Below are 20,187 nucleotides of genomic sequence, written 5' to 3'. Positions count from 1 at the left end.
CCAGCCTTGCTGGCGAACCCTGGCGACGCCGGGGCAGGGGGTGCTTCGCACCCCATCGCCAGCAAGGCTGGCTCCTACAGGAAGCAGGGCGGCCGCAACAGCACCGACCTTACCGTGATTGAGTCCCTGTGCCATGAATACAGAATTCCGCAAGCCCCTGCCAGGCACCGCCCTGGACTACTTCGACGCCCGTGCCGCGGTCGAGGCGATCAAGCCCGGCGCCTACGACGGCCTGCCGTACACCTCCCGGGTGCTGGCCGAAAACCTGGTGCGCCGCTGCGCCCCGGCCACCCTCAACGCCTCGCTCGAGCAGTTGATCGAGCGCAAGCGCGACCTCGACTTCCCCTGGTTCCCGGCCCGCGTGGTGTGCCACGACATCCTCGGCCAGACCGCGCTGGTCGACCTTGCCGGCCTGCGCGACGCCATCGCCGACAAGGGCGGCGACCCGGCCCAGGTCAACCCGGTGGTGCCAGTGCAGCTGATCGTCGACCACTCGCTGGCCGTCGAATGCGGCGGCTTTGACCCGCAGGCGTTCGAGAAGAACCGCGCCATCGAGGATCGGCGCAACGAGGACCGGTTCCACTTCATCAACTGGACCAAGCAGGCGTTCAAGAACGTCGACGTGATCCAGCCGGGCAACGGCATCATGCACCAGATCAACCTGGAGAAAATGTCGCCGGTGATCCACAGCGAAGGTGGCGTGGCCTACCCCGACACCTGCGTCGGCACCGACAGCCATACCCCCCATGTCGATGCCCTGGGCGTGATCGCCATCGGCGTCGGTGGCCTCGAGGCCGAAAACGTCATGCTTGGCCGCGCTTCGTGGATGCGCCTGCCGGAAATCGTCGGCGTCGAGCTGACCGGGCGCCTGGCGCCGAACATCACCGCCACCGACCTGGTGCTGGCCCTGACCGAATACCTGCGCAAGCAGAAAGTGGTGGGCGCCTACCTCGAGTTCCACGGCGCTGGCGCCAGCGCGCTGACCCTGGGCGACCGCGCCACCATCTCCAACATGGCGCCGGAATACGGCGCCACCGCGGCGATGTTCGCCATCGACCAGCAGACCCTCGACTACCTCAAGCTCACGGGCCGCGACGAGCAGCAGGTGCAGTTGGTCGAGACCTACGCCAAGACCGCCGGCCTGTGGGCCGACAGCCTGGCCAAGGCCGAGTACGAGCGCACCCTGAGCTTCGACCTGGCCTGCGTGGTGCGCAACATGGCCGGCCCGTCCAACCCGCATGCCCGGGTGGCCACCAGCGACCTGGCGGCCAAGGGTATCGCCGGTGCCTGGGAACAAGTGCCGGGGCAGATGCCGGACGGCGCGGTGATCATTGCCGCCATCACCAGTTGCACCAACACCAGCAACCCGCGCAACGTCATCGCCGCTGGCCTTATCGCACGCAACGCCAACAGGCTCGGCCTGGTACGCAAACCCTGGGTCAAGTCGTCGCTGGCGCCGGGTTCCAAGGCCGTGCAGCTGTACCTGAAGGAGGCAGGGCTGGAGCAGGAGCTGGAGCAGTTGGGCTTTGGTATCGTGGCCTTCGCCTGCACCACCTGCAACGGTATGTCCGGTGCGCTGGACCCGGTGATCCAGCAGGAAATCATCGACCGCGACCTGTACGCCACCGCGGTGCTGTCGGGCAACCGCAACTTCGACGGGCGCATCCACCCCTACGCCAAGCAGGCCTTCCTCGCTTCGCCGCCACTGGTGGTGGCCTATGCCATCGCCGGCACCATCCGTTTCGACATCGAGAAGGATGTGCTGGGCGTGGTCGACGGTAAGGAAGTCCGCCTCAAGGACATCTGGCCGAGCGACGAGGAAATCGACGCCGTGGTGCGCGCCTCGGTCAAGCCCGAGCAGTTCCGCCAGGTGTACATCCCGATGTTCGCCATCGAGGAAGACAAGGGGCCGAAGGTCGCGCCGCTGTACGACTGGCGTCCGATGAGCACCTACATCCGCCGTCCGCCGTACTGGGAAGGCGCCCTGGCCGGCGAGCGCACCTTGCGCGGCATGCGCCCGCTGGCGGTATTGCCGGACAACATCACCACCGATCACCTGTCACCCTCCAATGCGATCATGCTCGACAGCGCTGCCGGTGAGTACCTGGCGAAGATGGGCCTGCCCGAGGAGGACTTCAACTCCTACGCCACCCACCGTGGCGACCACCTCACCGCCCAGCGCGCCACCTTCGCCAACCCCAAGCTGTTCAACGAGATGGTGCGCAAGGACGATGGCAGCGTGCGGCAGGGTTCGCTGGCGCGCATCGAGCCGGAAGGCAAGGTGACACGCATGTGGGAGGCGATCGAAACCTACATGCAGCGCAAGCAGCCGCTGATCATCGTCGCCGGTGCCGACTACGGCCAGGGTTCGTCCCGTGACTGGGCGGCCAAGGGCGTGCGCCTGGCCGGGGTCGAGGCCATCGTCGCCGAGGGCTTCGAGCGCATCCACCGCACCAACCTGGTGGGCATGGGCGTGCTGCCGCTGGAGTTCAAGGCGGGCACCGACCGCAAGACCCTGGGCCTGGACGGCAGCGAGACCTACGACGTGCTCGGCGAGCGCACGCCGCGCGCGACCCTGACCCTGGTGGTCACGCGGCGCAGTGGCGAGCGTGTCGAGGTGCCGGTGACCTGCCGCCTGGATACCGCCGAGGAGGTCTCTATCTACGAGGCCGGCGGGGTGTTGCAGCGCTTTGCCCAGGACTTCCTCGAAGCGACCGGCTGAGCATGTAACGGGGGCCGCTTGGCGGCCCTTTCGCGACACAAGGCCGCTCCTACAGGCGACCGCGACCTCCTGGAGGAGCGGCCTTGTGTCGCGAAAGGGCTGCAAAGCAGCCCCAGGGATTTTCGTCGAAACGAAAAGATCAGGAAAAACTGCAATGGCCCACGTACCCCAAGTAAAAATCCCCGCCACCTATATTCGTGGCGGCACCAGCAAAGGCGTGTTCTTCCGCCTGCAAGACCTGCCCGAGCGCGCCCAGGTCCCGGGCCAGGCCCGTGACGCCCTGCTGCTGCGGGTGATCGGCAGCCCCGACCCATACGCCAAGCAGATCGACGGCATGGGCGGCGCGACGTCCAGCACCAGCAAGACGGTGATCCTGTCAAAGAGCATCAAGGCCGACCACGACGTCGACTACCTGTTCGGCCAGGTGTCGATCGACACCGCCTTCGTCGACTGGAGCGGCAACTGCGGCAACCTCTCGGCCGCGGTCGGTTCGTTCGCCATCGCCAGCGGCCTGGTCGACCCCGCGCGGGTTCCGCGCAACGGCATCGCCACCGTGCGCATCTGGCAGGCCAATATCGGCAAGACCATCATCGCCCATGTGCCGATCACCGACGGCGAGGTGCAGGAAACCGGCGACTTCGAACTCGACGGCGTGACCTTCCCGGCCGCCGAGGTGCAGCTGGAGTTTCTCGACCCGGCGGCCGACGAGGACGGCGCCGGCGGGGCAATGTTCCCCACCGGCAACCTGGTCGACGACCTCGAGGTGCCCGGTGTCGGCACGTTCAAGGCGACCCTGATCAACGCCGGCATCCCGACCATCTTCGTCAATGCCGTGGATATCGGCTATACCGGTACCGAGCTGCAAGACGCCATCAACGGCGATGCCGCGGCACTGCAGCGTTTCGAGACCCTCCGCGCCCATGGCGCGGTACGCATGGGCCTGATCGAGCATATCGACCAGGCCGCCGGGCGCCAGCACACGCCGAAAGTGGCGTTCGTCGCGGCGCCGACCGGCTATACCTGCTCCAGTGGAAAGGTTGTCGCCGCCGAGGACGTCGACCTGCTGGTGCGCGCGCTGTCGATGGGCAAGCTGCACCACGCGATGATGGGTACCGCGGCGGTCGCCATCGGCACCGCCGCGGCGATCCCGGGGACGCTGGTCAACCTGGCTGCCGGTGGCGGTGAACGCAGCGCGGTGCGTTTCGGGCATCCGTCCGGGACCTTGCGGGTGGGGGCGCAGGCGCGTCAGGTGGACGGGCAGTGGAGCGTGACCAAGGCAATCATGAGCCGCAGCGCGCGGGTGCTGATGGAAGGCTGGGTGCGCGTGCCCGGCGATAGTTTCTAAGGCATCATCAGCGTTCGGCTTTCGTTGGTTGGGGCCGCAAAGCGGCCCCGGCACTCTTGAAGGGAGTTGTATATGAGCGCAAACGCAGACCTCAACACCCGCCCCGACTACGACCAGGTCCTGCAGACCCTCGCCGACTACGTGCTCGGCTACCGTGTCGAATCCGCCGAGGCGCTGAACACCGCCCGCCACTGCCTGATGGACACCCTCGGCTGCGGCCTGCTGGCCCTGCGCTTCCCCGAATGCACCAAGCACCTCGGCCCGCTGGTCGAGGGCACCGTTGTCCCCCATGGCGCCCGCGTGCCCGGCACCGGTTACCGCCTCGACCCGGTCAAGGCCGCCTGGGACATCGGCTGCATCGTCCGCTGGCTGGACTACAACGACACCTGGCTGGCAGCGGAGTGGGGCCACCCCTCGGACAACCTCGGCGGCATCCTGGCGGTCACCGACCACCTGTCGCAGAAGCGCGTGGCCAACGGCGAGGCGCCGCTGCTCATGCGCGAAGTACTCGATGCCATGGTCATGGCCCACGAAATCCAGGGCGTGCTGGCGCTGGAGAACGCGTTCAACCGGGTTGGCCTGGACCATGTGCTGCTGGTCAAGGTCGCCTCCACGGCGGTCTGCGCCAGGCTCATGGGCGCCAGTCGCGAGCAGCTGCTGTCGGCGCTGTCCCACGCCTTTGTCGATGGCCAGGCCCTGCGCACCTACCGCCATGCGCCCAACGCCGGTTCGCGCAAGTCGTGGGCGGCGGGGGATGCTGCCAGCCGCGGCGTGCGCCTGGCCGATATCGCGATGCGCGGCGAGATGGGGGTGCCTGGGGTGCTCAGCGCGCCGCAGTGGGGCTTTTATGATGTATCGTTCAGCCACACCAACCAGGACCTGGCGCTCAAGCCCGAAGGCCAGCGCCAACTACGCCTGGCGCAACCGTTCGGCAGCTATGTCATGCAGAACGTGCTGTTCAAGATCAGCTTCCCCGCCGAGTTCCACGCCCAGACCGCCTGCGAGGCAGCGGTGATCCTGCACCCGCAGGTGCGCAATCGCCTGCACGAAATCGACCGTATCGTCATCACCACCCATGAGTCGGCGATCCGCATCATCTCCAAGGAAGGGCCGCTGGCCAACGCCGCCGACCGCGACCATTGCCTGCAGTACATGACCGCCGTGCCGTTGATCTTCGGCGACCTGGTGGCCGAGCACTACGAGGATGCCTTCCATGCCGCGCACCCGAGCATCGACCGTTTGCGCGAGCGGATGGTGATCGTCGAGGAGCCGCGTTTCAGCCGCGAATACCTGGAGGCCGACAAGCGTTCCATCGCCAATGGCGTGCAGGTGTTCTTCAAGGATGGCAGCCATACGCCACAGGTGGTGGTGGAGTACCCGCTCGGGCATCGGCGCCGGCGGGAGGAGGGGATGCCGTTGCTCGAGGCGAAGTTCCGCGAGAACCTGGCGACGCGGTTCGCGCGGCAGCGCTGCGAGGCAATCTTGGCTGTGTGCAAGGACCAGGCTGCGCTTGAGGCCATGCCGGTGCACAGGTTTGTCGATCTGTTCGTGATCTGAAAAGCTTCGCCGGCAAGCCGGCTCCTGCAGGTGGGTGTAGGCGCCGGCTTACCGGCCAACAGGGTGGAACGAAAAAGCCCCGGTATTGCTACCGGGGCTTTGTTTTACAGCGTACTGCTCAGCTTACGCCTGGACCACCGGGATCTTGGCGTTGGCCGCGGCTTCGCGGAACTCGGCGATCTGGTCGAAGCTCAGGTAGCGGTAGACGTCGGCAGCCATGCTGTCGATGTCCTTGGCGTACTGCATGTACTCCTCGACGGTCGGCAGCTTGCCGATGATCGAGGCGACAGCGGCCAGCTCGGCCGAGGCCAGGTACACGTTGGTGGCGTCGCCCAGGCGGTTCGGGAAGTTACGGGTCGAGGTGGAGACCACGGTCGAACCGGTCTGCACGCGTGCCTGGTTACCCATGCACAGCGAGCAGCCTGGCATTTCCATGCGCGCGCCGGCCTTGCCGTAGATGCCGTAGTAGCCTTCCTCGGTCAGCTGGTGGGCGTCCATCTTGGTTGGCGGGGCCAGCCACAGGCGGGTCGGAATGCCACCCTTGACCTTGTCCAGCAGCTTGCCGGCAGCGCGGAAGTGACCGATGTTGGTCATGCACGAACCGATGAACACTTCGTCGATCTTCTCGCCCTGTACCGAAGACAGCAGGCGGGCATCGTCCGGGTCGTTCGGCGCGCAGAGCACAGGCTCCTTGACGTCGGCCAGGTCGATTTCGATGATTTCGGCGTACTCGGCATCGGCGTCGGCCGACAGCAGCTCGGGCTTGGCCAGCCAGGCTTCCATGGCCTGGGCGCGGCGCTCCAGGGTGCGGGCATCGCCGTAGCCTTCGCCGATCATCCAGCGCAGCAGGGTGATGTTGGACTGCAGGTACTCGGCGATGGCCTTCTCCGGCAGCTTGATGGTGCAACCGGCGGCAGAGCGTTCGGCCGAGGCGTCGGACAGCTCGAAGGCTTGTTCGACGGTCAGGTCGTTGAGGCCTTCGATTTCCAGGATGCGACCGGAGAAGGCGTTTTTCTTGCCTTTCTTCTCGACGGTCAGCAGGCCCTTCTGGATGGCGTAGTAAGGGATGGCATGCACCAGGTCACGCAGGGTGATGCCAGGCTGCAGCTTGCCCTTGAAGCGCACCAGGATCGACTCCGGCATGTCCAGCGGCATGACGCCGGTGGCGGCGGCGAAGGCCACCAGGCCGGAACCGGCCGGGAACGAGATGCCGATCGGGAAGCGGGTGTGCGAGTCGCCACCGGTACCGACGGTGTCCGGCATCAGCATGCGGTTCAGCCAGCTGTGGATGATGCCGTCGCCTGGGCGCAGCGACACGCCGCCACGGGTGCGGATGAAGTCTGGCAGGGTGTGGTGGGTGGTGACGTCGATCGGCTTCGGATAGGCCGCGGTGTGGCAGAACGACTGCATCACCAGGTCGGCGGAGAAGCCCAGGCAAGCCAGGTCTTTCAGCTCGTCGCGGGTCATCGGGCCGGTGGTGTCCTGGGAACCGACGGTGGTCATCTTCGGCTCGCAGTAGGCACCTGGGCGCACGCCCTGGCCTTCTGGCAGGCCGCAGGCACGGCCGACCATCTTCTGCGCCAGGGTGAAGCCCTTGGTCGAAGCGGCTGGTTGCTCGGGTTTCTTGAACAGGTCCGATGGGGCCAGGCCCAGTTCGGCACGGGCCTTCTCGGTCAGGCCGCGGCCGACGATCAGCGGGATACGGCCGCCAGCGCGGACTTCATCGAGCAGCACTTCGGTTTTCAGCTCGAAGCTGGTGACCAGCTCTTCGCTGCCGTTGCGGCGCACTTCACCCTTGAACGGGTAGACGTCGATGACATCGCCCATGGCCAGGTTGGTGCAGTCGAACTCGATCGGCAGGGCGCCGGCGTCTTCCATGGTGTTGTAGAAGATCGGGGCGATCTTGGTGCCGAAGCAGAAGCCACCGGCGCGCTTGTTCGGCACGTACGGGATGTCGTCGCCGAAGAACCACAGCACCGAGTTGGTGGCCGATTTACGCGAGGAGCCGGTGCCGACCACGTCGCCGACGTAGGCGACCGGGTGGCCTTTGGCCTTGACCGCTTCGATCTGGGCCAGCGGGCCGACCGAACCGGGTTGCGAAGGCTCGATGCCGTCGCGGGCCATCTTCAGCATGGCCAGGGCGTGCAGCGGGATGTCAGGGCGCGACCAGGCGTCCGGGGCAGGGGACAGGTCGTCGGTGTTGGTTTCGCCAGGCACCTTGAACACGGTCAGGGTGTACTTGTCGGCGATCGCCGGACGGCTGGTGAACCACTCGCCGGCAGCCCAGGATTCCAGCACGGCCTTGGCGTGGGCATTGCCAGCCTTGGCTTTTTCGGCCACGTCGTGGAAGGCATCGAACATCAGCAGGGTGTGCTTGAGCTGTTCGGCCGCGACGGCGCCCAGTTCGGCGTCGTCCAGCAGCGCGACCAGCGTTTCGATGTTGTAGCCGCCCTGCATGGTGCCGAGCAGCTCGGTGGCGTGCTTGCGGTCGATCAGTGGCGACTTGGCTTCGCCCTTGGCGATGGCGGACAGGAACGCAGCCTTGACGTAGGCGGCTTCGTCCACCCCTGGCGGTACGCGGTTGGTGATCAGGTCTACGAGGAAGGCTTCTTCGCCGGCCGGCGGGTTTTTCAGCAGCTCGACCAGGCCTGCAGTTTGTTCGGCGTTCAGCGGCTGGGGCACGATACCCAGAGCGGCACGCTCTTCGATGTGTTTGCGGTAGGCTTCAAGCACAGTTATTACCCTCATCAGTGGTCCCTAAAGGGAGTCCGGGACGCTCATCCAGCATTCCATGCACCCATGCGCAGCGACGACTTTTTGAGTCGCCCAGCCAGGGTCGCAGAGAATCCTTACAGAAGCTGCTTTCAAAGTTTTACGCCTGCAGAACGGGAGCTGATGAGGGCTGGCGCGGGCATGCGAGGGGTGCATGGCCCGGGCCAACGCCGTTCTGCCGGATCAACTGTGCTCGTGACGCTTTGAAAACAGCTTCCAACGGACATGGTTGCCTTGAAAAGGCGGTGTGATTCTACGGCAAAAAAAAGCCGAAGGTAAGGCGCCGATCATGACTTTAACGGGTGACCCTGGTTAGACAAAGGGCTAACATGACCCGGTGTTCCCCCGCCAAGCCGTTGTTTTTCCATGTCCAACCAGTCCATCAAGACCCCTTGCGTCGGCCTCTGCTCCACGGTGTACGGAGACCTGGTGTGCCGTGGCTGCAAGCGCTTCCACCACGAAGTGATCCACTGGAACGGTTACGACGATGAACACAAGCGCGCGGTCTGGCTGCGCCTGGAGCAACTGCTGGTGCAGGTGATGATGGCCAAGCTGGAAGTGTTCGACAAAGGCCTGCTGCGCCAGCAGCTGGAGCAGCGCTCGATCCGTTTCGTCGCGCAGCAGTCCGAATATTGCTGGGCCTACCAGCTGATCGCCCGCGGGGCGCGGATGATCCGCGACCTGGAGGCCTACGGCATGGCCTTGCTGCCGGAGTTTCGCGACTGGGAACTGCCGCAGTTGCGCGATGCCATCGATCGCGAATTCTTCCTGCTTTCCGAAGCCCATTACCAGCGCTACATTGCACCCGGCTTTCTCAAGGGCGCGTTGGGGTAGCGGGCTTCCCTCTGCCGTCGATGCCTGTCGCTCAATAGTGTGACCACTCTGAATATCGCGCGGAGTGGCGAGCGGATGGCGTTCTATTTCAAGTTTCAACCACAGCTTTCATTCATTGCCCGTTGGTGGTGGCAAGCGGATGGCCAACGTATCGACCCTTTCGAATGGCAAGCCGCCCGCCCCATGCTCAAACCCATCTGGGTTGGGTTCGAGCGGGGTGACGGCGAAGATGGTTACCTGCGTATCGAAAGCCGCGAAGGATCGCTGGAGCCCTGGTCGCCTTTGCAGGGGCATGGCGGGGGGACGCTGCATGACCTGTTCTGGTTCGGCGTCTATGAGCGCGGTGGGCGCTACTACTATCAGGTTCGCCCGGTGAGTGGTGACATCGCAGGCAACCTCGGCATCGTCAACAGTTATCTGGATACCGATGTCGTCGGCTACATGGGAATGTACCAGGGGCTCAGCGAGGTGCCGGAGTGGGTGGTGTACGTTGGCGAAGACATGTGGCAGCTCAAGGGCCTGGATCCGCAGGACCTGATCCAGGGCGAGCGCTGCGTCAACCTGGCCATGGCCGATGTCGACGACAATCCGGTGACCCGGCGCCTGCAGCATCGACAAGCTTATCTGTACACCGGCTCTGCGGCGTACCAGGGGCGCGTCAGCCTGGAGGTGCTGAAGCGCCCTTTCCCAGCGTTGGCGTCCTACGCCTCGCGAGGCTGAGTGATGCGCTCAGTCGCCGGTGTACTCGCACCCGCTGGTGCAGGTTTCGTGGATGCGTACCTTGGACAGCTCCGGCAACAGCGGCTTGACCTGGTCCCAGATCCACTTGGCGATGACTTCGCTGGTGGGGTTTTCCAGGCCGGGAATGTCGTTGAGGTAGTTGTGGTCCAGCTGCTCGTAGATCGGCTTGAACACGGCCTTGATCTCGGCGAAGTCGCGGATCCAGCCGGTGTGCGGGTCGAGCGGGCCGGTCAGGTGCAGGGCGACCTTGAACGAGTGGCCATGCAGGCGGCCGCACTTGTGCCCGGCCGGGACGTGGGGCAGGCGGTGGGCGGATTCGAAGGTAAATTCTTTGAAGATTTCCACGCTGTCTTAACTCTGTATGAATCGATAATGCGCGCAGTCTACCAGCAAGGCCGTTACAAGGCTTGCAACTGATGGTGCAGCCGCCCGGTGGCGATCAGCTCGAGTAACTCGTCACCCAGGCGCTGGCTTTCGGCGATGGCCTGGTACCAGTAGCGCCTGCGTGCTGGCGCATCGCCCATGAACCGCTTGAAGTCGTTGCGGTCCGGCAGCTTGCCGTAGGGCAGCGCGGCCAGGTACTGCGGCGACGGGGTCATCAGCAGCACGTTCTGCAGGCGCGTGGCGTCGCCCTTGCGCCAGGGCAGGGCCTTGTCGAACCAGCCGGGCACCACCTTGTCGGTGAAGTGCGGGTACAGCACCAGGTCGTCACCCTTGTAGGGCAGGTCGAGGTGGTAGTCGAGCAGGCCGCCGTCGCGGTAGGTGCCGCTACCTGCGCCGGGAATGTCGCGCACGCCTTCCATGACCATCGGAATCGAACCCGAGGCGAGCAGGGCATGGCGCAGGTTGGCTGGGGCCAGCGGCAGGCAGCGCGAGGGGAAGTCGCTGAGGGTGTCCAGCGGCGGCGTGGCGCGCGGGTCATGCAGGATCACCCGCTCGAAATGCCGGGCCAGGCGCGCGCGGCCCAGCAGGTTGCTGGCGATCACCGCGCCCAGGCCCAGGCCCAGGCGGCCACGGTGGTCGTGGGCCAGCTGGCCATGGCTCTTCACCACCAGGATGTTCAGGTGGTAGTGCGGGTTGGCCAGGATCTGCCCGTCGCGGCCTTGCAGCAGCTCGTCGAGCATGCGCTGGCAGCTCTGGCTGATCTGCCGGGCGCTCACGCCCTTGGCGAAGTCCTGTTCGGTATACAGCTCGCCGAGACGACGGATGCCGGCCACCGGGTCGTCGAGGCAGGCGCTGGCGAAGCGCCAGGCACCGATCGAGGCGCCAATCAGCGCGCGCGGTCGCGGCGCGCTGGGCAGCCATTGACCGAACAGGGCCAGGTCCAGGCCCTGGATCCCCAGTGGCTTGGGGCCACCGGCGGCGCCGGGCAGCACGCCGACGTCTTCGGCCCGCAAGCCGCGCTCGCGGATCTGGCGCAGGGCACGCTGGCCGGCCTTGAAGGTCAGGGCGGGGTGCTTGATGTGGATGGCGCTCATGGCGGGGACTCGGGTGGGGCAGGCGGGCAGTATAGAGCGTATCGCGGGGCTGGACGTACACATCCCCCTGTAGGAGCGGCCTCGTGTCGCGAAAGGGCCGCAAAGCGGCCCCGGCGATCTTTGCAAAAACGCTGAAATCCCTGAGGCTGCTGTGCAGCCTTTTCGCGACACAAGGCCGCTCCTACAAGGGATTGCGTACGGGCTTGCATGAGCTGCGCTATCATGCGGCCAGCTGTTTTCAGGTTGAGTTAAGGACCGGTGGTTAATCTTAACCCCGTAGACAAATTACACAGCTCGATGGAGAGAACCTCATGAAAACCCTGACTGCCCTGTTCACCGCCGCCGCCCTCGCTTTCGGTGCCAATGCCGCCTTCGCCAAGGACGTGCAGCCCGACGAAGTGGTCAAGCTGGTGAACGCCAAGACCATCAAGTCCCTGGATGAACTCAAGGCCGCCGCCGTGGCCAAGCACCCGGGCGCCACCGTGACCGACTCGGAGCTTGAAAACGAATACGGCCGCTACATCTACAAGGTCGACCTGCGTGACGCCCAGAACGTCGAGTGGGATGTGGACCTGGACGCCAAGACCGGTGAAGTCCTGAAGGACGAGCGAGACAACTGATGCCCGATCTGCCGCGAACGGCGCGCTGGCTGGCCTTGGCCCTGATGGCCGTCAGTTCGCTCGCCGCCGCCCGCGACCTGGACCAGGATGAAGCCCTGGAGCTTCGGCAACAGGGCATCATCCTGCCGCTGGAGCAACTGCTCGATGCCGCCCTGGGGCGTTACCCCGGGGCGCGCCTGCTGGAGGCGGAGCTGGAAGAAAAGCACGGCCGCTACGAGTACGAGGTCGAGCTGCTGACCCCGGCCGGCGTGGTCCGCGAAATCAAGTACGATGCCCGAACCGGCGCCCTGCTCAAGGACGAGGAAGACGACTGAATGCGCCTGCTGCTTGTCGAAGACAACGTGCCCCTGGCCGATGAACTGACCGCCGCGCTGCAACGCCAGGGCTATGCCGTGGACTGGTTGGCCGATGGCCGTGACGCGGTGTACCAGGGCCAGAGCGAACCCTACGACCTGGTCGTGCTCGACCTCGGCCTGCCGGGCTTGTCCGGCCTCGAGGTGCTGGCGCAGTGGCGCGCGGCGAGCCTGGCCACCCCGGTGCTGATCCTCACCGCGCGCGGTTCGTGGGCCGAGCGCATCGAAGGCCTCAAGGCCGGTGCCGACGATTACCTGACCAAGCCGTTCCACCCCGAGGAGCTGCAACTGCGCATCCAGGCGCTGCTGCGCCGGGCCAAGGGCCTGGCCAACCAGCCAACGCTGGAGGCCGCCGGGCTGCACCTGGACGAGTCGCGCCAGTGCGTGAGCCGCGACGGTGCCGACGTGCAACTGACCGCCGCCGAGTTTCGCCTGCTGCGCTATTTCATGCTGCACCCAGGGCAGGTGCTGTCCAAGAGCCATTTGGCCGAGCACTTGTATGACGGCGAGACCGAGCGCGACTCCAATGTGCTCGAGGTGCACGTCAACCACTTGCGCCGCAAGCTTGGGCGCAGCGTGATCGAGACCCGCCGTGGCCAGGGCTACGTCTACGCCGGGAACGTCGCGTGAAGTCGATCCAGGCGCGCCTGAGCCTGGGCCTGGTGGCCGTGCTGGTGCTGGTCGGCGTGGGCCTGGCGCAGGTGACCCTGTGGTTGTTCGAGGCCGGCCTGCAGCGCTACCTGGAAAGTGGCCTGCGCAAAGAGAGCGAGAACCTGCTGGTGGCGCTGGTGCGCGGGCCTTCCGGTTTGCAGCTCGATGAGCGGCGGCTGTCGGCGGCCTACCAGCAGCCGTTCTCGGGGTATTACTTTCGCATCGATTTTGACCAGGGCACCTGGCGCTCCCGCTCGCTGTGGGACCTGGACATGCCCAAGCCGGCCCGCCCGGGGCTGGACGATGGCCATGAACTCGGCCCCGAAGGCCAGCAACTGCTGGCCTACCGGGGCGACTACCGGCGCCTGGGGCAGGATGTTTCCATCAGCGTGGCCCAGGACTACTCGCCGGTGCGCGAGGCTTTCCGGCGCATGCAGCAGATCGGCCTGGGCATGGGCGCGCTGGCGCTGTTGCTGGTGCTGGTGTTGCAGCGCTTCACCGTGACCCGCTCGTTGCGCCCGCTCGAGCGCGCGCGGCAACAGATCGCCCAGTTGCAACAGGGCCAGCGTTCGCAGCTGGATGCCGAAGTGCCCAGCGAGCTGCAACCGCTGGTGGACCAGATCAACCACCTGCTGGCCCACACCGAAGACAGCCTGCGCCGTTCGCGCACTGCCCTGGGCAACCTGGGGCACGCGCTGAAGACGCCGCTGGCAGTGTTGCTCAGCCTGGCCGCCAGCGAGCGTTTGCAAGCGTTGCCGCAGGTGCGCGAGCAGATGCGCGAGCAGCTGCAGCAGATCCAGCAGCGCCTGGCCCGAGAACTCAACCGTGCGCGCCTGGCCGGGGACGCGTTGCCCGGCGCGCAGTTCGATTGCGACGCCGAATTGCCCGGGCTGTTGTCGACCCTGGGCATGATCCATGGCGAAGGCCTGTCGCTCGAACGCGACGTGCCGCCCGGGCTGTTGCTGCCGTGGGACCGCGAGGACCTGCTGGAGCTGCTCGGCAACCTGTTGGACAACGCCTGCAAATGGGCCGACAGCGAGGTGCGCCTGGGCATCGCGCCGACCACCGAGGGTTTCCAGCTGTGGGTCGACGACGATGGCCCAGGGATTGCCCAGGACCTGCGCCAGCAAGTGCTGGAGCGGGGCGCGCGGCTGGACGAGCAGGTCGACGGGCATGGCCTGGGGCTGGGGATCGTGCGTGATATCGTCGAAGCCTGGGGCGGGCGCATCGCCTTGCTCGACAGCACCCTTGGCGGTTTGCGGGTGAGCATCGAGCTGCCGCGCAAGGGGCGTTGATCCTGTCGCCGATCAACCGTGCAAAAAAATTGCAGTACAGCCGCAGTTTTTTGAATTGGCCCATTGCCGAGCGACTCGGCACAATCGCCCCTCACGAAACCGCTTGGTTTCCATCTCTCCATGGACGGAGCCCCTTGCGCTATTGCCTTGGCAATACAGGGCCCAGGCCGGTAACGCTGGGCTTTCTTTTTTCAATCAGAACACACGATCCGATCTCCCGATGTCTGCCTCGCGTCCCGAAAGCCGTCTGCAGCGCCTGCTCCCGGCCCCCCTGAACATCCCTCCCCGAGAATGGCTGCGCGCAGGCCTTGGCGCGCTGCTCGGCCTGTTCCTTGCCGGTTACCTGTGCAGCCTGCTGTACGGGCCGTCGGTTGCCCTGCACCTGCTCGGGCCGCTGGCGGCCTCGGCGGTGCTGGTGTTCGCCGTGCACTCAGGGCCGCTGGCGCAGCCCTGGCCAGTGCTGGGCAGCTATGCCCTGGCCGGTGCCGTGGGCCTGGCCATGCGCCATGGCTTCGGCGATGGCCTGTGGGTCGCCGCTGCCGCGCTGGGCATCGCCATCCTGGTGATGTGCCTGCTGCGCTGCCTGCACCCGCCGGGCGGCGGCGTGGCGGTCAGTGCGGTACTGGCCGATCCGGGGCTGGTGGCGCTGGGCGACCACCTGCTCGAGCCGGTGCTGCTCAATGCCGTGATCCTGGTCGTGGTGGCGGTGCTCTACAACCGCCTGACCGGGGTGCGCTACCCCAAGGGCACGGCGCCGCGCAAGGACCTGCACCACACCCACGACCCGCTGCCCGGCGAGCGGGTCGGGATCAACGCCCAGGACCTGGACCAGGCCCTGGAAGAGATCGGCGAGTTCGTCGACGTCACCCGCGACGAGTTGGAGCGGATCATCCTGGCGACCGAGCAACATGCCTTGCAGCGCAGCCTGGGCGGCATCACCGCCAGCGCGGTGATGTCCCGCGATGTGCAGTCGGCGACGCCGCGCACCACCCTCGAACAGGCTTGGAAGATGCTCGCCAGCCATCACCTGAAAACCTTGCCGGTGCTCGATGGCGGGCGCCTGGTGGGCATCGTCAGCCTCAGCGACCTGGTCGGCCCGGCGATGGACCGTGGCCGCTTCAGCTGGCGCGGCATGTGGCGGCGCAAGGTGGTGCGCCTGGAGCAGGTGATGAGCCGCCGGGTGGTCAGCGTCAGCAGCCAGCACCCACTGGAGCGCTTGCTGCCGCTGCTCAGCGAGCAGGGGCTGCACTGCCTGCCGGTGCTCGACGCTGACCAGCTGGTGGGGGTGATCACCCAGACCGACCTGATCGCCGGGCTCAAGCGGCACTTGCTCAATGCCGCGGCGCAGGGCTCAGATCAGCGGGTCCCAGCGTTGTGACCAATCGCTGTCGCCGGCGGCCACCAGCCGGCGCAGCACCGTGAAGGCCTGTTGCAGGGCCTCGCTGTCGCGCTTGCGCGGGTAGACCAGGAAGGTCGGGTAGGTGAATTCCGGCGCCTGCGGCACCCGCTCGAACACCCCGCTTTGCAGGTAGGCCTGCACCACCCGGGTGCGGAAGTAGCCGCTGCCGCCCTGGTCGAGGATGAACTGCAAGGCCAGCGGCCCGAGGTTGAAGCTCAGCGCCGGGCGTGACAGGTCGGGCAGGGCGGCATCGTGCTGGCGGCGGAACGCCTCGCCCCAGTCGATGTAGATGTACGGCTCGGGGGCGTCGACACGGCGCACGCGGATCAGCTTCTCCTCCATCAGCTGTTCCACCTGCAAGCCTGGGCCGTAGGTCGGCTGGTAGACCAGCGCGGCGTCCAGCAGGCCCATCTCGACCTTGCGCAGCAGCGACTCGCCATCGCTCACCTCGCTGCGGATCGCGTGGCTGGGCAGTTCATGGTGCAGGGCGCTGACCCAGTCGAGCATCATCGGGTTGCCCAGGCTCACTTCACCGCCCACATGCAGGACCTGCTGGCAGCCCTGGGGCAGCGGCAGGTCGCGGCGCGCCGCTTCCCAGGTTTGCACCAGCTGGTTGGCGTAGGTGACGAAGGCCTCGCCGTCGCTGGTCAGGCTGGCGCCGTTGCGGCTGCGCACGAACAGTTGGCAACCGAGTTGCTGTTCCAGGCGCTGGACCCGTGCGGTGATGGCTGTCTGCGACACGAACAGGCGCTCGGCGGCGGCGACCAGGCTGCCGCAACGCACGATTTCCAGGAAAGTTCGGGCCTGATCGATGTCCATGGTGACGCTCTGTGGCTGGAGGGGTGGCCTATTCTAGAGGCTTTGCACCGTAATGGGGCGAACACCTGGGGTGTCGCTGTCCTCAACCGCGTCGCCTGGTTCGCCAGCAAGGCTGGCTACGGGTGTTGCAGGCCGTAATCGGCGTAGGAGCCGGCCTTGCCGGCGAACACCGGCGTAGCCGGTGCCATCCACCGCGGCGCCTGGTTCGCCAGCAAGGCTGGCTCCTACGGGACGGCGGCCGGTCGCGTTTGCGGTAGGAGCCAGCCACCACGGCGGCTACAGCGAACCTGCGGCGATCTCGGCAAAGGACGGGCGCGCCAGCACTTGCGCTTGCTGGCAAACCCTGGCCAGCTCGCGCAGGCCCTGGTCGTCCTGCTCGCAGCAGCCCAGCAACTCTTCCACGAGAATGCCGAAGGCGCGTACTTCCAAGCGCTCCAATGCCCTGGCCGCGGGCGGATGGAACGATGCCGCGCCGAAATCCCCCAGCAGGCATTGGCCGTCCTCATCGAACAGGATGTTATGGGCGTACAAGTCGCCATGGTTGAGGCCGCGCCCATGCAGGTGGGCGCACACCGAGGCGATGCCGGCCACCAGGCGGCGGACTGCCGGCAACGTCAGGCGCCGGGCCTCGGGGTAGCGGTCGCGGGTGCAGCTGTCGAGGCTGGGCGGGCCGGCGAGATTCGCCCAGTGCCCATCGATCAACGCCATGACCAGCGCCGGCAGGCCCTGCGGATGATCGTCGATACGCCCGGCCAGGCGTACCAGTTGCGGATGTTCACCGGCAGCGATGCAGGCGCTCATCTCCGCCAGCGGCGAGCCGTCGCTGGTCATCGCGCCCTTGTACAGCTTGACCGCCACCGGCGCGGCCTGGCCTGACCAGTGCGCCCGGTGGATCAGCCCCGAGGCACCGCGGCCAAGCTCCGCTGCCAGGCGGATGTCGCGCCAGTGCAGCGTCGGGCAGTGGCCATCGGCAGCCGGGGCGACAAAACCCTGGGGCAGGGGGTTGTCGGCGTAGGCCAGCCAGGCCAGGCGCGGCAGCTGCAACAGCCAGTCGGGCAGGGCCGTCAGGCGATTGCTGGCGATGCGCAGCAGTTCCAGGCGCTCGCAGCGCGCCAGGCTGCTGGGCAGTGCCGTCAGTCGGTTGCCGGCGAGCATCAATTTCTGCAGTTGGGCGCAGTCGCCGAGCGCTTCGGGCAGTTGCTCCAGGGCATTGTCGGTCAGCACCAACGAGCGCAGGCTCGCCGGCAGGGCCTGGCCATCGACCTGGGTGATGCGGTTGCTCTTGAAGCCCACGGTCTCCAGCACCGGGCAGCGGCCGATGCCCAGGGGCAGGTGGCTGAAGGCGTTTTCCGAACAGAACAGCACCTTGAGCCGGTGCAACCGGTGCAGGTCCGCGGGCAGGTCGGTGAGGGCGTTGCCGGTGAGGTTGAGCACTTCCAGGCTGTCGGCCAGCGCGAAGATCTCGGCGGGGAAGTGCGTCAGGCCCTGGCTCAGGTCAAGGCGGGTGATACCGTGCAGGCGGCCGGCGCGCAGGTCGTCGAGGGTATGCATGGAGCGGCTCTTGGGTCGGGGCTGACCATTCTAGAGATTTAATCCCTGCAAATCTGCATATGGGTTGCGACTTAAGTCCGATGGCGAGGGCGCAGGGCCGGTCCATACTCCAGGCTCGCCCTTCAATAACAACAAGTACCGGGTTGCGAACCAATGACCTATCAGCACAGCTACGCCCATTCCATTGCCGATCCCGCGGCTTTCTGGCAGGCCCAGGCCGACCAGTTGGCCTGGCAGCGCAAGCCTTCCATCACCTTGCAGCGCAACGCCGACGGCACCCACCGCTGGTTCGCCGACGGTCGCCTGAACAGCTGCTACCTGGCCCTCGACCAGCAGATCGAACAGGGCCGTGGCGAACAACTGGCGTTGATCTACGACTCGCCCGTGACCGGTGCGCAGCAAACCTTCACCTACCTGCAACTGCGCGACGAAGTCGCGCGCCTGGCCGGCCTGCTGCGCAGCCTGGGCGTGGGCAAGGGCGACGGGGTGATCATCTACATGCCGATGGTGCCCCAGGCGGCCATGGCCATGCTCGCCTGCGCGCGCATCGGCGCGGTGCACTCGGTGGTGTTCGGTGGCTTTGCCGCGAACGAGCTGGCACTGCGGATCGACGATGCCCGGCCCAGCTTGCTGCTCACCGCCTCCTGCGGCCTGGAGTTCGACCGGGTGATCGAATACAAGCCGCTGGTCGATCGCGCCCTGCAACTGGCCGGCCACCAGCCGCGGCATGTGCTGGTGCTGCAGCGGCCCCAGGCCCGTGCCGAGCTGCAGGCCGGGCGCGACCTGGACTGGCGGCAGGCGCTGGTCGGCGCCGAGGCGGTGGCACCGGTGGCGCTGGATGCCGCTGACCCGCTGTACATCATGTACACCTCCGGTACCACCGGCAAACCCAAGGGCATCGTCCGCGAGAACGGCGGCAATGCGGTCGCCCTGTGCTATGCCATGCGGCATATCTATGGCATGCAGGCCGGTGACGTGTGGTGGGGGATCTCCGACGTCGGCTGGGTGGTCGGCCATTCGCTGATCGTCTACGGGCCATTGATGAGCGGCTGCACCACGGTGTTCTACGAAGGCAAGCCGATTCGCACCCCGGATGCCGCGGCCTACTGGCGTATCGTCGAGCAGTATCGGGTCAATGGGCTGTTCTGCGCGCCTACCGCCATGCGGGCGATCCGCAAGCAAGACCCGGAAGGCGAGTTGCTCCGCGGGCATGACCTGAGCTCGCTGCGCCAGCTGTTCCTCGCCGGCGAGAAGCTCGACTCCAGCACCCACGCCTGGCTCGAGCGGGTCACCGGCAAGCCGGTGCACGACCACTGGTGGCAGACCGAGACTGGCTGGCCGGTAACCGCGCCGTGCGTGGGGCTCGAAGGCAGCGCGGCGCGAGCGGGGTCGAGCAACCGCGCGGTGCCGGGTTACCACGTGCAGGTGCTGGACGACGACGGCAAGCCGCTGGGGCCTAACCAGCAGGGCGCCATCGTCATTGCCTTGCCGCTGCCTCCTGGTTGCAGCCAGACCCTTTGGGGCGACCATGAACGTTACTTGCAAGCCTACCTGCACAGTTATCCAGGCTATTACCACACCGGTGACGGCGGCTACCTGGACGATGACGGCTTCGTCTACATCATGGGCCGCACCGATGACGTCATCAACGTCTCCGGCCATCGCCTGTCCACCGGCGAGATGGAGGACCTGGTGGCGCGCCACCCCGCGGTGGCCGAGTGCGCGGTGATCGGCGTGCACGACGAGATCAAGGGCCAGGTGCCGTTGGCGCTGGTGGTACTCAAGGACGGGCAGGGCATTGGCGAGGTGCAGCTGCAGGGCGAACTGGTGGCCAGTGTGCGCGAGCAGATTGGTGCCCTGGCTTGCTTCAGCCGGGTGCGGCTGGTCAAGCGCCTGCCCAAGACCCGTTCGGGCAAGATCCTGCGCGCGGTGCTGCGCAAGATTGCCGATGGCCAGGACTACGTGCCGCCCTCGACCCTGGATGATCCGGCGGTGCTGGGTGAGATCGAGGGCGTGCTGGCGGACCTGCCCAGGGCGGGCTGAGCCCACC

General features: G+C 66.5%; 16 protein-coding genes. 11 read left to right on the top strand and 5 right to left on the bottom strand.

All coding sequences use genetic code 11. From position 1 onward, the window contains the following. Window positions 1–133 precede the first annotated feature (133 nt). The 3 genes from acnD (at window position 134) to prpD (ending at window position 5,624) form a co-directional block, all read left to right on the top strand. Window positions 134–2,722, top strand: a complete 2,589-nt coding sequence (gene acnD / locus KSS95_RS18250; RefSeq protein WP_217848485.1) for a Fe/S-dependent 2-methylisocitrate dehydratase AcnD — start codon at window positions 134–136, stop codon at window positions 2,720–2,722. A 154-nt stretch (window positions 2,723–2,876) separates the two neighbouring features. Beyond that, window positions 2,877–4,067, top strand: a complete 1,191-nt coding sequence (gene prpF, locus KSS95_RS18245) for a 2-methylaconitate cis-trans isomerase PrpF (protein ID WP_217848483.1) — start codon at window positions 2,877–2,879, stop codon at window positions 4,065–4,067. 72 nt (window positions 4,068–4,139) lie between these two features. After that, window positions 4,140–5,624: a 2-methylcitrate dehydratase gene (gene prpD / locus KSS95_RS18240; protein WP_217848481.1), complete on the top strand. Its 1,485-nt coding sequence runs from the start codon at window positions 4,140–4,142 to the stop codon at window positions 5,622–5,624. Window positions 5,625–5,747: 123 nt separating this feature from the next. Here the strand turns inward: prpD and acnB are convergent, their stop codons facing one another. Next, complete coding sequence (gene acnB, locus KSS95_RS18235; RefSeq protein WP_217854024.1) at window positions 5,748–8,357, bottom strand: bifunctional aconitate hydratase 2/2-methylisocitrate dehydratase; 2,610 nt, start codon at window positions 8,355–8,357, stop codon at window positions 5,748–5,750. Between the two features lie 405 nt (window positions 8,358–8,762). Between acnB and KSS95_RS18230 the strand changes: the two genes are divergently transcribed. Both KSS95_RS18230 and KSS95_RS18225 read left to right on the top strand, forming a co-directional pair. Further along, window positions 8,763–9,230: a DUF1289 domain-containing protein gene (locus KSS95_RS18230; protein WP_217848479.1), complete on the top strand. Its 468-nt coding sequence runs from the start codon at window positions 8,763–8,765 to the stop codon at window positions 9,228–9,230. Between the two features lie 183 nt (window positions 9,231–9,413). Continuing rightward, window positions 9,414–9,950 (top strand): hypothetical protein, encoded by a 537-nt coding sequence (locus KSS95_RS18225; RefSeq protein ID WP_217848478.1) that lies wholly within the window; start codon window positions 9,414–9,416, stop codon window positions 9,948–9,950. A 9-nt stretch (window positions 9,951–9,959) separates the two neighbouring features. Here KSS95_RS18225 and queD read toward each other — a convergent pair whose 3' ends face one another. Then, window positions 9,960–10,316 carry a 6-carboxytetrahydropterin synthase QueD gene (gene queD / locus KSS95_RS18220; protein ID WP_217848477.1) on the bottom strand — a complete coding sequence of 119 codons (357 nt, stop codon included), beginning with the start codon at window positions 10,314–10,316 and terminating at the stop codon, window positions 9,960–9,962. 53 nt (window positions 10,317–10,369) lie between these two features. Next, window positions 10,370–11,449 carry a patatin-like phospholipase domain-containing protein gene (locus KSS95_RS18215; protein WP_217848476.1) on the bottom strand — a complete coding sequence of 360 codons (1,080 nt, stop codon included), beginning with the start codon at window positions 11,447–11,449 and terminating at the stop codon, window positions 10,370–10,372. A 311-nt stretch (window positions 11,450–11,760) separates the two neighbouring features. On the opposite strand from KSS95_RS18215, the gene KSS95_RS18210 reads away from it, so the two are divergent. The 5 genes from KSS95_RS18210 to KSS95_RS18190 all read left to right on the top strand — a co-directional run bounded on the left by KSS95_RS18210 (window position 11,761) and on the right by KSS95_RS18190 (window position 15,746). Beyond that, on the top strand, window positions 11,761–12,069 hold the full coding sequence (locus KSS95_RS18210) for a PepSY domain-containing protein (RefSeq protein ID WP_050705079.1): 309 nt from the start codon (window positions 11,761–11,763) through the stop codon (window positions 12,067–12,069). Next, window positions 12,069–12,383 carry a PepSY domain-containing protein gene (locus KSS95_RS18205; RefSeq protein WP_217848475.1) on the top strand — a complete coding sequence of 105 codons (315 nt, stop codon included), beginning with the start codon at window positions 12,069–12,071 and terminating at the stop codon, window positions 12,381–12,383. The genes KSS95_RS18210 and KSS95_RS18205 overlap by 1 nt, the downstream gene beginning before the upstream one ends. Further along, window positions 12,384–13,052 (top strand): response regulator transcription factor, encoded by a 669-nt coding sequence (locus KSS95_RS18200; RefSeq protein ID WP_217848474.1) that lies wholly within the window; start codon window positions 12,384–12,386, stop codon window positions 13,050–13,052. Continuing rightward, the gene (locus tag KSS95_RS18195) at window positions 13,049–14,368 is read left to right on the top strand and encodes a sensor histidine kinase (RefSeq protein ID WP_217848472.1); all 1,320 of its coding nucleotides are present in this window, start codon (window positions 13,049–13,051) and stop codon (window positions 14,366–14,368) included. The genes KSS95_RS18200 and KSS95_RS18195 overlap by 4 nt, the downstream gene beginning before the upstream one ends. Before the next feature lie 220 nt (window positions 14,369–14,588). Beyond that, entirely contained in the window at window positions 14,589–15,746 is a 1,158-nt protein-coding gene (locus KSS95_RS18190) for an HPP family protein (RefSeq protein ID WP_217848470.1), read from the top strand. On the opposite strand, the gene KSS95_RS18185 is transcribed toward KSS95_RS18190, so the two are convergent. After that, complete coding sequence (locus tag KSS95_RS18185; protein ID WP_217848468.1) at window positions 15,720–16,586, bottom strand: LysR family transcriptional regulator; 867 nt, start codon at window positions 16,584–16,586, stop codon at window positions 15,720–15,722. The two genes, KSS95_RS18190 and KSS95_RS18185, sit on opposite strands and share 27 nt — an antisense overlap. 276 nt (window positions 16,587–16,862) lie before the next feature. Then, window positions 16,863–18,137 carry a leucine-rich repeat-containing protein kinase family protein gene (locus tag KSS95_RS18180; RefSeq protein WP_217848466.1) on the bottom strand — a complete coding sequence of 425 codons (1,275 nt, stop codon included), beginning with the start codon at window positions 18,135–18,137 and terminating at the stop codon, window positions 16,863–16,865. A gap of 153 nt (window positions 18,138–18,290) precedes the next feature. Here KSS95_RS18180 and KSS95_RS18175 point away from each other — a divergent pair, with 153 nt between their 5' ends. Beyond that, the gene (locus KSS95_RS18175; RefSeq protein WP_217848464.1) at window positions 18,291–20,180 is read left to right on the top strand and encodes a propionyl-CoA synthetase; all 1,890 of its coding nucleotides are present in this window, start codon (window positions 18,291–18,293) and stop codon (window positions 20,178–20,180) included. Window positions 20,181–20,187: the final 7 nt, after the last annotated feature.

Source organism: Pseudomonas muyukensis, assembly GCF_019139535.1.
Lineage (GTDB): Bacteria > Pseudomonadota > Gammaproteobacteria > Pseudomonadales > Pseudomonadaceae > Aquipseudomonas > Aquipseudomonas muyukensis.
This window is presented reverse-complemented; position numbering and strand designations above follow the sequence as displayed.